We start from the raw sequence: 12884 nt of genomic DNA, 5'->3' as shown, positions 1-12884 counted from the left end.
TTATGCGAAGATCATCGACATGATGACAGTTGCGATGCCGGTCAGTACAAAGGCTGCGATTGTCCATGGAATGGTCTTACGCAGGATTGCGCCTTCCTGACCATTGATACCGGTTGTACTTGCCCCCATAACCACATTGGCAGGCGCAATAGCATTACCGATCGCACCACCGGCACTTTGCGCAGCCAGAATGGTTGATGGTGGCAGACCTTTGGCTTCAGCCAGATTGACCTGCAATTCCGAGAACAGCACCTGTGAAGATGTGGAGCTGGAGGTAATGAAGGCACCCAGAATGCCGATACCATTGGCAAGAAAAGCAAAGACATAGGCCGGAGCAATCGCTGCAATACCAAGGGCAAGCATGGTGTTCTGACCCGATAGTTTCATGATCGAAGCCATGACGAGGAAGGCAATGATCGGAACGGAAGCCGGAACAGCGCTGGCAAAAAGCCCTTTAACAACGCCCGGCATTTCCTTGCCGGTGGCCTTTGCCCATTGATTGAAATAGTCAAACTTGCGGAAGCAGAACCAGGTTACCAGTGCTGTCACGGTGATCGTGGCACCCGGATGGGCAAACATATGCAGCGGCGAATAGCTGTCAGATGCTGCCGTTTCAACGCCCATGCCCGTGGTAATTGCAGGGAAAGGCAAGCCGAAACTCGGGATATAGAGCCATGCATGCAAACGATCGATCAGCGATGTGGCAAGTGCCAGAATGGTCAGCAGGGCATATGGTGAGAAGGCAGCGACGATATCCATCGGCGGTTCGGCACTGTTTTCTTCCATATGTGCTTCTTCGCGCATGGCGGGACGGTCAATAATGGTTGTGTCAGCCTCTTTGTAGCGTGACCACTGGGAGAGCGGATAAAGCGCAACCATAGCCAGAGCGGCAGGCAAGAAGGCAGCAAGGATCGGGTCAATAAAGACCACCAGAAACTGGCCGATACTGTGAATGGCAGCGATGACCAGAACGAGTGGCCAGCCGGCACGTACAGCCGCGCCACGACCATACATCCACACCACCATAAAACCGCCGAGAACCGACTGGATGGCGATCAGGATTGCCGCTTGCAGCCCCATGGAGAGCGTTGTACCGGCATCCATTTCGACAACCTGCAAGGTTGCAAGCCAGCCCACACCCAAGGTGCCGTAAAACTTTGCCCAGATATGTGCGATGATCGGAATAGCAACCGCATAAACCGGACGCATACCAAAGGCGACGAGTAGGGGCGCAACAACTGCAATAGGTGTGCCGAAACCATCAATCCCTTGCAGGAAGGAGGTGAAAACCCAGCCGAGTGCGACAATGATAAACAGCTCATTGCGTGACATGCGGGAAATACCGCGCCGCAAGGCATCATAGCCGCCGGACTGATTCATGATCTGATAGAGCAGTAATGCAGGCCAGATCACATAAAGGATTGGCATTGCGTCCCAGATGCCGCGGGCAGAAGCTACGGCAAGAGCACGTGTTGAAGCTTCAAAGGCAAAGACTGCAATCCCTGCAGCGATAAAAATACCGGTTGTACCTGCCTGCTGCGCAGTCCAGTTCATTCCTACCATAAGTATTATGAGGGCGATGATAGGAATTGCTGCAAGTATCCAATGCAGCAAATCAAGATTTAGCGACATTTGCATTCCTGTTTTTTGTAAAAAACCAATTTTAATTTGATTTTTCACATATTTTTTTACGAGTCATCATAAATTAGATTTTTATCAATTTAGAAAATAAATACTGACCGATTATAAAAATATGACATTGATCGTAATCAATTTTTTGATTTATTTAGATTTATTCTAATAAATTATTTGTGATGATCGACAATTCTGCACTGAATTTTTGCCTGATGCTTTGCCATATCGCACTGCTCATATGATTGATTTTTCAGTTGGAAGGTGCGCAACAGCTCCATGGCTGAATATTTTTGAGATATGGAGCGTTTTTGCTTGTCGTGAATGACAAATCTTTAAATAATTATAGATTTTATAACGAACTACGAAAGTAAGTGTAATAAATAACGGCTTTATATCAAATAAATAATGATATTATATTTTCAAAAACCACATTTATAGGGGCGTAAAAGTCTTTAAATTTAATATAAATTATTTTTTGGGTGTTTCATGAGATATTATAGATTTTTTACAAATTTATTGCTTTGCTCAGTTGTTGCTTCTTCCGCAAATGCACAAAATTTAATGGGTGGCGGGCAAGGTGGTGGTAACGGCCTTGGTGGTGCGGGTGGTGACTTTGAAATATGGGGTGGTCAGGGTGGCGGTGTTACCAGTCAGCCTGTTGTGATAAGGCCTGCACCAGGCGGAGCCGGTGCAGGAACAGACGGTGCAAGTGATCCCAACGGAAGTACCCAGCCAAATGGTGGTAAAGGAGGGGGAGGCGCGCTGTTGGTTACAAATCCAACGCAAGTGATACCCTTGTTTACTGGTTTTCTTGGTGCAAGCGACGGGAGAAGACCTACAGATAATACTATTAATGCCGGCGGTGGTGGCGGCAGTCTGGGGGTTCATATTAAAACTTCAACCTATGATTGGGTCATAGACGGGCCATTTCGTGGCGGGCAGGGGGCAGCGCCTTCAGATATTGCTGGTGTGTCCTTGGCTGGCGGCGGCGGCGGCGGCGTGGGGGTGATCTTTGAAGGAGACGTATTGAACTTAAGGACAGGAAATGGTTTCGGGTTTATTAGCGGAGGTTTCGGCGCGGGACTGACGACTGATGGAATGAACTCTAAGCGTGATTTTGCTGCAGGCGGCGGCGGTGTCGGGCTGATTGTCTTAAAGGGAACTGTCAATAATGATATAGAAATTATGGGAGGCATAGGCGGGAAAGTTGGTATAGTATCAGATCCGAACAATCCTCCATCTGTCAACGGAGGGCAAGGTGCCAGTGCTGTTTTTCTGGCTGATGGTACAACATTTAATAACAGGGCTAGTATTACAGACGGTGGAAATAACAATATAAATTTAGATAATAATTCTGCTATTATTGCTAAGGGTGACGGAATTACAATTTCCAATATCGGTCAGGGAGCCCTTATTCGAAGAACTGCAAGAGCGGACGGACAGCTTTCCTCCGCTGCAACAATTCGGTTGGACGGAAATTCAAACAAAATTATTAATGACGGAACCATTATTACTGAAGGTACACAATCTGAAAAGGCGGTTGAATTCAATGGTAATAATAATACGATGGAACTCCGCAGTAATTATACTTTCAAAAACTCTGTAAATAACATTTCTCATGCGGTAATTGCCAACGGTTCCAATAATCATTTGGTGCTGGGTGGTGCCAGTAACGGTAATTTCAATCTTTCAGATATCGGCGCGGCGAATACCTCCAGTTTATTCCGGGGCTTTGCTGATTATACAAAAACCGGTGCTGGTCTCTGGCGCGTGACCGGCACTACCGGACATGCCGGAAACTGGACGCTTGCTGAAGGCACACTGGAACTGGAAGGAACGATCACCGGAGCCATGCATGCTATGAATGGCAGATTGCAGGGGATCGGTGCGGTCGGCGCACTCAATCACGAAACCAATGCAATCATTACTCCGGGTAGTAATAATGAAGGTACACTCACTGTTAACGGTAACTACATTGGCAATGGCGGCCTGATAGAGTTTAGCACTGCCTTGGGAGGCGATAATTCAGCAACGACCCGTCTTAATATCACCGGTGATACGTCCGGGACCGGCAATGTTAAAGTGACCAATCGGGGTGGCTTGGGAGCAGCGACAGTTAACGGTATCAAACTCATAGAGGTTGGCGGGCTGTCTAATGGTAATTTTGTGCTTCAAGGAGATTTCACCGCAACAGATGGCAGATCTGCGGTTGTCGCCGGTGCCTATGCCTATACTTTAAATAAGAATGCTCCCGGCAATGCCGATGGTGACTGGTACTTACGTTCAGCTTTAAAAGACGGTCCGGGGCCTGATCCTGATCCGGGCCCTGGCCCTGGACCCGGGCCAAATCCAAACCCGACGCCGCTCTTTAATCCTGGTGCCCCTTTGTATGAGGGTGCAGTTCAGAGTATGCAACAACTCAACCGTTTACCAACCTTGCAACAGCGTGTCGGGAACCGTTATTGGAACGGTGCCTCTAACCGAACAATAGAGCAGGGTGACGGGCCGTCACCGTTGGACACCGCACCCTATCCCGGTTCTGGAGCAATGATTGATAATAACGGTGTTTGGGCACGTGTCTCCGGCTCACATAGCAGGGTCGACACTGATATGACTACAACGCGAGCACGGCAGAAAGTGAATGCAATTGTGCTGCAAAGTGGTCTTGATGGCATGTTCTATGAAGGTGAAACCGGTAAACTCGTCGGCGGTATCAGCGGGCATTATGGTCGGGCGACCTCTACGATTACCTCGGTTCACGGGAGTGGTAAGGTCATCACGGAGGCTTGGGGGCTGGGCGGAGCTCTGACATGGTATAGTGACAATGGTTTCTATGCCGACGGTCAGGTTCAGATGAACTGGTTTACCAATGACTATAATTCGACGACTGCCCGACGGGGGCTGGCAAATAACCAGAAAGCTTTGGGTTTTGCTGTGAGTGCTGAGGCCGGGCGTCGGTTCGATTTGAATGAATACTGGTCAGTTACACCGCAGGCGCAATTAATGTGGTCTTCGGTGGGAATGCAGTCTTTCCGTGATATGTGGAATACACAGATCAGCATGAATGATAGTCAAAGCCTGATCGGGCGAGGTGGTGTATCTCTTGATTACCGCAATAGCTGGCAGGGTAATGACGGACAACTGGTTCGCACGAATGTTTATGGTATTGCCAATCTGTATCGGGATTTTAAGAAGGAAACCTCTCTCTTAATTGCGGATACAAATTTTGCAGTACAACATGAACGCACTTGGGGCGGATTAGGTCTCGGCGGTACCTATTCATGGGCAGGGGACAGATACTCGGTCTATGGTGAGGCAACGGCAAATACATCACTGAATAATTTTGGTAAAAATTATGAATTGCTGGGAAATGTCGGCTTCCGCGTCAAATGGTAAATTAATTTAAAAGCTTATTCGGGCGGAAATTATCCGCCCGAATATTTATGCATATTGAGAGAATTTATTTTGTAATTTTCGATGGGTTTCTTCGCAGATTGCTGTCAAATGGGACAGCAAGGCCTCAGAACTGGCAACAACAGGCCGGTTGAGAGGACGCAAAGCCGAGAGCACAAAATCCTGTGCCGGAATAAATGGTTTCAGAACCAATCCCTGCTTTTCATAACTCAGTGCCGTCAAGGGATTGACGATCGAAACTCCCAATCCTCTCAGCACCATCTCACAAACACTATTGGCAGATTGTGAGGACAGGAACAATCGACGCTGCGTCCCCGTCATGTCAAAAATACGCTCCACACTCAGCCGGTAAGGGTCTTGTGACCCAAGGCTGATAAAGTTCTGACCTTCAAAATCCTGCGGTTCCAGATAATCCCGCGCTATAAGCGGATGCTCCGGCGGTAAGACTGCGACGAGCTTAAAGACCCACAAAACCCGCGCTTCGGCGTCTCTCTGGGTATAAAAATCCTCAATAAGACCAATATCGAAGTTAAAACCTGAAATACTGGACTGATTGCGCGGATCAACTGTACTGATCTGCAAGGTCAAATCCGGATGGATTTTGCTCAGGCGCGCAATCGCATCAGGCAGGATTGTCTGCGCAAAAGCGGGCAGGGAGGCGACGGTCAGCACTTCTTCAGAGGCATCACGCAGGCGGTCGATAAAGCCGTTAATACGGTCGAGACCGATAAAGGACGCCTGTACCTCCTCAAATAATTTGAGTGCCCTTGCTGTGGGAACCACGCGTTGCAGGCGCCGTTCAAAAAGCGGAAAGCCGATATGTTCCTCAAGGCGGGACAATTCACGTGTGATCGTCGGTTGCGACGAGCCGAGAGCCGCGGCGGCGGCTGTCACCGTGCCGAATTTCATCGTTGCTCTGAAGATTTCCACCTGACGCAGATTGATATGATTTTTGCCAGACACCATAAATGCCTCATCTATTTGAGGTGTTATGTTACCAGTTAATATCAAAAATGAATTAAGTTCCAATGATATTTCTATATCAAAGCACAAAGTTTCATGGCTAACTCATGACAAAAGAAGAGGCTCTCAAAGGGAGCCATAAGGGGAATGACAAAAATGGGTGTTGAAGCTCATAAATCCCATCCGGCAGCGCGTGCCCTTGAGCAGGCGTTGCAGATGAAGAATGGCGGATTGACGCCGGACGAAGTTTGCGTTGCAGCCTGTCTTTATGATGCGCCTCTGCGTCTGAGCGATCCCGGTGCGCTGGTTGATTTGCCGTGGTTTTCCCATCAGGCGGACAAGCCGCTTTATCCCGCCAGCGTGGTGAAGCTGTTTTTTCTGAATGCTTTGGCTGCATTTCGCGAAGAGGGCAGGCTTGCTTATCATGATGAGGATGAGCGCGCTGCCCGTGAGATGATGGCAATCTCTTCCAATGAAGCAACCGTCTATCTGGTTGGCAGACTGACCGGTGCTGACGACGGTGCGCCTTTAGAGGGCGAGGCGCTGGCGCAGTGGTGTGCTGCCCGCGAACAGGTACAGCAATGGTATGACAGCCAGAACCGTTCGGAATTTGCCGGAATTCGCGTTCTGCATGGCACTTATCAGGACAGTCCTTATGGCCGTGCCAAGCAAATCCGTACTGGTAACAATGGTAATCTGCTTACTGCATTATCGGCTGCCACATTGATGCATGACATTGCACGTGGTGCGCGCCCGCAGGCGGACTGGATGATGAAACTGATGGAACGGGAGTTCCAGCGCGGGCAGAGTAATCTCGATCCGGACGGCGATCAGGTCACAGGATTTCTGACTGACGGTATACCGGCAGAGTATAAAGTCTGGTCAAAAGCCGGTCATACTTCATGGACGCGGCATGATCTGGTCTATGCCGAGCGGCCGGATGGCAAGAGTTTTATTCTGTGTGTGATGAGCGAGGGAGAATGGCCGGCGGCGGATAAAAGCTTCTTGCCGGCTTTTGCGCGTTTGTTTTGTGATTATGCCTTTACAGAGCATAACACCTTAAAATGATTGTATCATTGCCGTTTTAGGCAACACGTATATACACGATAAAGATCGTTTTGTTTCAACGGAGAACTGAAACAAGACTGATAATGCGAGTACAGCACAGTACAAAGGGGAAGAGATGAATTACCGGTCTGTTATCAAGTCAGCATTTCTTGCTGCAACATTGTCCGTAGCTGCGCCTGCCGTTCTGGCATGGGCTGAGACGCCACAATCCGGCGGCACATTGCATCTGGCCGCGCCTTATGGCGCCGCACTGAAAAGCCTCGATCCGCATGTGACATATAATTCGCAGGATATGGCTGTTTCCAAGGCGTTTCACCGCTCGCTCTATTCATGGGATTCCGCCAAGAATGCACCGGCGCTTGATCTGGCAGAGTCCGTGACCACCAGCGAAGACGGCAAAACTTATACCTATAAGCTGTTTGACAATATTTATTTCCATAACGGCCGCAAACTGACCGTTGATGATGTGATCTGGTCCTATACCCGCATTATGGATCCGTCCAAAGGTTATCCGGGGGCGGTACAGGTCGGCACACTTGTCGGCGCACAGGAATATTCTAAGGGAGAAGCCAAAGAGATCAGCGGCATCAAGAAGATTGATGACAATACTTTCTCTCTGACTTTCAAAGAGCTGACTGATCCTTCGACACAGTTTTTTGAGGCTATCACCGCTATCTTGCCGAAAGAAGAAGTTGAAGGCGGCAATTTCCTGTCCAAGCCGGTTGGTCTCGGGCCGTTTGTTTTTGAAAACCATGTTGAAGGTTCAAAAATCTCCGGTAAGAAATTCGATAAATATTACAAGGCTGACAAGCCTTATGCGGATGCTGTGGATTTCACCATTTCCGGTGATAACAGCGCGCTGGATATGGCCTTCCGCGCTGGTGAACTGGATGCAACTGTGCTGTCGGAAAATGCCTATACAATGTACAAGGCTGATCCGGAACTCTCCAAAGGTCTGATCGAAATCTCGGAAGTGTTTACCCGTCATATGGGTTTTAACACCGAGAAAAAACCTTTTGATGATGAGCGCGTGCGTCAGGCTATCAACTATGCGATTGACCGCGATATTATCATTCGCAAGCTTTTGAAAGACAAAGCCTATAAGGCCACCGGCTGGTTGCCTGCGACCTCACCGGCTTTCGACAAGGATCGTGCGCCTTATGCTTATGATCCGGCAAAAGCAAAAGAGCTGCTGACCGCTGCGGGCTATCCTGATGGCTTTGAATTCACCGCAACCGTGACCGAAGGCAATAGCAGCCTTGGTACACTGGAAGCGATGATGCCGTTCCTCAAAGAAATCGGTATCAGTGCAAAAGCAAAAGTAGTGGATTCCAACACGCTGGTTGATGAGATGAATCAGGGGCTTGCTGCTGCATGGTTCCGTTCTGCCGGTACTGGTCCTGATCCGCTGACAACATTGCGTTGTTTTGACAGCCGTGTAAGCCGTCCGGCTTGTAACCGCAGTGCTTTCAAAGATCCGGCTTATGATGCGATGCTTGATGAAGCGGCAGCAGAAACCGACCCGGCCAAGCGCATTGAACTTCTGAAAAAAGCCGACGGCTATATTTTCGAAAAAGCGCCTGTCTGGTTCAACAACTACAACAAGGCCGTTCTCGCAACCCAGCCTTGGATTCACGGTGTGGACGCCAATGTGACAGAAGCCGCGATTATCGAGGTGGATTCACTCTGGCTCGACGAGAATGCGCCGGGACGTAAGTAAGTCTCATACTGATCTGCAATCCGCTTTGATGCGGGTTGCAGAAGCAGACAATGTTGCTGGTCTATGTTGGCTGAACACAGACCAGTGGCAGCCCCTGTGACAGGGTTTGTCGCGGGAGCGGAGCATGGCGGCCATCAACCGCCCGTTTTTCCTGCATAATTTATGGATATTCCTATGCTGATGGTGATTGGCAGGCGTCTGCTGCAGTCCTTCGTGACAGTTTTTGCGGCAATCACGCTGATTTTCTTTCTCTTCAGTGTCATGCCCGGCACTTTCGTGTCTGCGGTCTCCGGTGATAAGCGTGACATTGATCCTGCGGTAATTGAGCGGATTGAAAAAGAACTCGGTCTCAATGATCCGCTGCATGAGCGTTTCGGCCGTTATATCGGCGGTCTGGTGACCGGCGATCTGGGCACGTCCTTTGCCACGCAGCGTCCGGTGACAGATATGTTGTCGACCCGCATTGTGGCGTCGTTCCGGCTTGCTGTCGGGGCAATCTTTTTTGCGGTGCTGATCGGTCTGCCGCTCGGCTTTCTGGCGGCGGTGCGGCAAGGCACATGGCTGGATACCACAGCGATGATTACGGCCGTGTCAGGCCTGTCACTGCCGAGCTTCTGGTTCGGCCTGATCGCGATGTATTTTGTGTCTCTGCAACTGGGGCTGCTGCCGACCTTCGGCTACGGCAATGGTAGTATCAAAAATCTCATTCTGCCTGCCATCACGCTGGGCATCGGGCCAATGGCGCTGCTGGCGCGTACCACCCGTGCGGCGGTGCTGGAAACGATGAATGCGGATTTTGTCCGCACGGCGCGCTCCAAAGGCAATTCGGAATTCCGTATCGCGACCAAACACATGGCGCGTAATGCTTTTGTGCTGGTGCTGACAACGATCGGCTTGCAATTCGGCTCAATGCTGGGCGGTTCTGTGGTGATTGAGAACCTGTTTGCATGGCCCGGTATCGGCTCACTACTGATCCAGTCTGTCTCGATGCGCGATATCCCGACTGTGCAGGGCTGTATTCTCGTGATTGTGCTGTTCTTCCTCGTCATCAATACGCTTGTCGATATCGCCTATCTGATGATCGATCCGCGCATCCGTTACGGTTAAGTGCCATGACACAGCATCATCTGAAATTTCACGATTTTTATGAACAGGGCAGGCAGTCTTGATGTTACGCTCCAATCTTATCATAGGACTTACCATTTTTGTGTGTGTCGCACTGGTTGCAATATTTGCGCCGTGGATCGCACCTTATGACCCTGTCGGGCACTCCAACCTGATGTATGCGGAAGAGCCGCCGAGTGCGCAATTCTGGTTTGGTACGGATGAGCAGGGTCGCGATATTTTCTCGCGTATTGTTTATGGTGCGCGGATTTCGCTGCTGATCGGCCTCGCCATTCAGGCTATGAATACCTGTATCGGCGTTCTCCTCGGCCTGTCTGCCGGTTATATCGGCGGCTGGTGGGATGAATTTGTGCAAGGTCTGACCAATCTGATGCTTGCAATCCCGACCATCGTTTTTGCTTTGGCGTTGATGGCGGTTCTCGGACCCGGCTTGCTGAGCCTGCTGATTGCACTTGGTCTGACTGACTGGGCCTATAGCTGCCGTATCTCTCGTGCGCAGGTTCTGACCCAAAAATCTCAGAACTATGTGCAGGCTGCCCGCACCCTCGGTTTTGGCCGGTTCTACATCATGCTGCGTGAAATTCTGCCGAATATCGGCGGGCCGCTGATTGTTGTGGCAACAATGGGTATCGGTTCAGCGATTATGGCGGAAGCTTCGCTTTCCTTCCTTGGCCTTGGCGTTGTGCCACCGGCACCAAGCTGGGGCGGTATGCTGGCGCGTGCCCGTGAGCAGCTGATGGTTGCCCCTTGGGTGGCGATTTTCCCGGGGCTGGCGCTGTTTATCACAGTGCTTGGTTTTAACATGCTGGGCGATGGTCTACGTGATCTGCTCGACCCGCATGGGAGGTCAAAACGCTGATGTCTGATCAACCAATTTTACAACTGGATAATCTCTCCATCGCTTTACGGCATAAGGAACAGGATTATCCTGCTGTTTCTCAGATGAATTTCTCTATTCAGGCCGGTGAAGTCTTCGGTCTGGTGGGGGAGTCTGGTTGTGGTAAGAGCCTGAGTGCGCTGACCATTGCCGGATTGTTGCGGCCACCTTTGCATGTCACGCAGGGGCAGGTGCTGTTGGAGGGGCAGGATATTAACCGGCTTTCCAACAGGGATATGCGACGGCTGCGCGGCGACCGCGTGGCGATGATCTTTCAGGAGCCGATGACCTCGCTCAATCCGCTGATGACTATCGGTGATCAGATTGGTGAGATGTTTGTGCTGCATAAAGGCATGTCGGTACGTCAGGCGCGGCTGAAAGCCATTGAAGCGCTGGAACAGGTGCAGGTGCCAAGCCCTGAGCGGCGGATTAAAGATTATCCGCATCAGCTTTCCGGTGGTATGCGCCAGCGTGTGATGATTGCCATTGCACTGGCCTGCGATCCGGCTTTGCTGATTGCCGATGAGCCGACAACAGCGCTGGATGTGACCATTCAGGCAGAGATTGTCGAGCTGATTTTGGAGCTTTGTAAAGCGCGCGGCACAGCGGTGCTGATGATAAGTCACGATCTGGGGCTGGTGGCGCGCATGTGTGATCGAGTAGCGGTGATGTATGCAGGGCATATTGTTGAGCAGCGTCCGGCCTCTCAGATTTTTACCGATCCGCGCCATCCTTATACGCGCGGGCTGGTAGCTTCTCTGCCGCTTCTGGGACGACGGTTACAGGAAGGCCGTAAAAAACTGACCGAGATCAAAGGCGTGGTGCCGGGCTTGCTGGAGCGCGATGAAGCTTGTGGTTTCGCGTCACGCTGCCCCCGTGCTTCTGAGCAATGCAGAACGCTTATGCCACCAGTGACCGCGCTGGAAGGGATAAGTACAATCAGGTGTTATCATCATGACTGAACAGGTTTTTCTTTCTCCCGCACCAGCGGCTGATACTGAAGATGTGCTGGCTGTGCGTGACCTGAATATTCACTATACGGTGCGTGAGGGTTTCCGGAAAAAGACCCTGAAGGCTGTGAATGGTGTTGATCTGTCAATCCGTGCCGGTGAATGCCTTGGTCTGGTTGGTGAAAGCGGTTGCGGAAAATCAACATTGGCCAGCGCGATTATGGGGCTGGTGCCTTATACATCCGGTTCGGTTCATGTTGCAGGGCAGGATGTACCCACAGCCGTTAAAAACGATCCGCTCAGTCAGGCACGCAATGTGCAAATGGTGTTTCAGGATCCGTTTGCTTCGCTAAATCCACGTCGTTCGGTGCGTGATGCACTGGCTGCGCCTTTGCGATTGCACGGCATGAAAGACAAGGCGGAGATCGAAGCACGTGTGGTTGATATGCTGACTAAGGTTGGCATGAAGCCGGAAGCGGCAGATCGCAGGCCGCATGAATTCTCCGGCGGGCAGCGCCAGCGTATTTGCATCGCACGCGCTCTGATCGTCGAGCCTAAATTGCTGGTCTGCGACGAGCCTGTCTCAGCGCTTGACGTATCGATCCGTGCACAGATTATCAATCTGTTGCTGGAGCTTAAAGACGAGCTGGGCATTGCTCTGTTGATGATTTCCCATGATCTGGGTGTTGTTGAGCACATGAGTGACCGGATTGCTGTGATGTATCTGGGGCGTATCGTGGAAGAGGGCGTGTGGAGTGATATTTTCACTAAGCCTTTGCATCCCTATACGCAGGCATTGATTGCTTCCATTCCCGATCCGCTGGCTGCGGAGCGCCATCCGCGCCGTATGCAAGGCGAGGCTCCGTCGCCGCTTAAGCCGCCATCGGGCTGTGCGTTTAATCCGCGTTGCCCGTCGGTGTTTGATGCGTGCCGACAGGGCGATGTGCCGGACTTTACAAAAGCGACCGGTAATCCGTCACACCGTGCCAGATGTCATCTACTAGAGCATGGCTCCCAAAAGTGGGTACCGGTTTTGGGATAAAGACATGCGTAAAAATACTCTTGAGCGGGCGGTCTGATCGCGCCTCTGCATTGTAAATTTTTATTCTGTCCGGAGCGCGGTAAAGGCTCC

The 12884-nt window shown here is 50.9% G+C and carries 9 protein-coding genes; 7 read left to right on the top strand and 2 right to left on the bottom strand.

Going from position 1 to position 12884, the window contains the following annotated elements:
• Complete coding sequence (locus DFR47_RS10980) at positions 1 to 1632, bottom strand: L-lactate permease (RefSeq protein ID WP_113944436.1); 1632 nt, start codon at positions 1630 to 1632, stop codon at positions 1 to 3.
• 489 nt (positions 1633 to 2121) lie between these two features.
• On the opposite strand from DFR47_RS10980, the gene DFR47_RS10975 reads away from it, so the two are divergent.
• A complete protein-coding gene (locus DFR47_RS10975) occupies positions 2122 to 5031 on the top strand; it encodes an autotransporter family protein (protein WP_147245535.1) in 2910 nt (969 codons plus the stop codon).
• A gap of 45 nt (positions 5032 to 5076) precedes the next feature.
• Here DFR47_RS10975 and DFR47_RS10970 read toward each other — a convergent pair whose 3' ends face one another.
• The gene (locus DFR47_RS10970) at positions 5077 to 6015 is read right to left on the bottom strand and encodes a LysR family transcriptional regulator (protein WP_113944434.1); all 939 of its coding nucleotides are present in this window, start codon (positions 6013 to 6015) and stop codon (positions 5077 to 5079) included.
• A gap of 144 nt (positions 6016 to 6159) precedes the next feature.
• Here DFR47_RS10970 and DFR47_RS10965 point away from each other — a divergent pair, with 144 nt between their 5' ends.
• The 6 genes from DFR47_RS10965 (at position 6160) to DFR47_RS10940 (ending at position 12794) form a co-directional block, all read left to right on the top strand.
• Positions 6160 to 7080, top strand: coding sequence for a serine hydrolase (locus tag DFR47_RS10965; protein ID WP_113944433.1), 921 nt, complete (start codon positions 6160 to 6162; stop codon positions 7078 to 7080).
• A gap of 115 nt (positions 7081 to 7195) precedes the next feature.
• Entirely contained in the window at positions 7196 to 8800 is a 1605-nt protein-coding gene (locus tag DFR47_RS10960; protein ID WP_113944432.1) for an ABC transporter substrate-binding protein, read from the top strand.
• Between the two features lie 174 nt (positions 8801 to 8974).
• Positions 8975 to 9907 carry an ABC transporter permease gene (locus DFR47_RS10955; RefSeq protein WP_113944529.1) on the top strand — a complete coding sequence of 311 codons (933 nt, stop codon included), beginning with the start codon at positions 8975 to 8977 and terminating at the stop codon, positions 9905 to 9907.
• A 58-nt stretch (positions 9908 to 9965) separates the two neighbouring features.
• Positions 9966 to 10784, top strand: coding sequence for an ABC transporter permease (locus DFR47_RS10950; RefSeq protein ID WP_162993771.1), 819 nt, complete (start codon positions 9966 to 9968; stop codon positions 10782 to 10784).
• Entirely contained in the window at positions 10784 to 11764 is a 981-nt protein-coding gene (locus tag DFR47_RS10945) for an ABC transporter ATP-binding protein (protein ID WP_113944430.1), read from the top strand. The genes DFR47_RS10950 and DFR47_RS10945 overlap by 1 nt, the downstream gene beginning before the upstream one ends.
• Positions 11757 to 12794, top strand: coding sequence for an ABC transporter ATP-binding protein (locus DFR47_RS10940; RefSeq protein WP_113944429.1), 1038 nt, complete (start codon positions 11757 to 11759; stop codon positions 12792 to 12794). Before DFR47_RS10945 ends, DFR47_RS10940 begins: the two co-directional genes overlap by 8 nt.
• Positions 12795 to 12884 lie beyond the last annotated feature (90 nt).

Source organism: Pseudochrobactrum asaccharolyticum (assembly GCF_003314995.1).
Lineage (GTDB): Bacteria > Pseudomonadota > Alphaproteobacteria > Rhizobiales > Rhizobiaceae > Pseudochrobactrum > Pseudochrobactrum asaccharolyticum.
Note: the sequence above shows the minus strand (reverse complement) of the source record. Positions and strands in the feature narration are given on the sequence as shown.

Excerpts from the sequence above, each read along its gene's own strand:
- DFR47_RS10940 (WP_113944429.1), top strand. The coding sequence starts at position 11,757 with ATGACTGAACAGGTTTTTCTTTCTCCCGCACCAGCGGCTGATACTGAA.
- DFR47_RS10970 (WP_113944434.1), bottom strand. The coding sequence starts at position 6,015 with ATGGTGTCTGGCAAAAATCATATCAATCTGCGTCAGGTGGAAATCTTC.
- DFR47_RS10955 (WP_113944529.1), top strand. The coding sequence starts at position 8,975 with ATGCTGATGGTGATTGGCAGGCGTCTGCTGCAGTCCTTCGTGACAGTT.
- DFR47_RS10975 (WP_147245535.1), top strand. The coding sequence starts at position 2,122 with ATGAGATATTATAGATTTTTTACAAATTTATTGCTTTGCTCAGTTGTT.
- DFR47_RS10980 (WP_113944436.1), bottom strand. The coding sequence starts at position 1,632 with ATGTCGCTAAATCTTGATTTGCTGCATTGGATACTTGCAGCAATTCCT.
- DFR47_RS10965 (WP_113944433.1), top strand. The coding sequence starts at position 6,160 with ATGACAAAAATGGGTGTTGAAGCTCATAAATCCCATCCGGCAGCGCGT.
- DFR47_RS10960 (WP_113944432.1), top strand. The coding sequence starts at position 7,196 with ATGAATTACCGGTCTGTTATCAAGTCAGCATTTCTTGCTGCAACATTG.
- DFR47_RS10945 (WP_113944430.1), top strand. The coding sequence starts at position 10,784 with ATGTCTGATCAACCAATTTTACAACTGGATAATCTCTCCATCGCTTTA.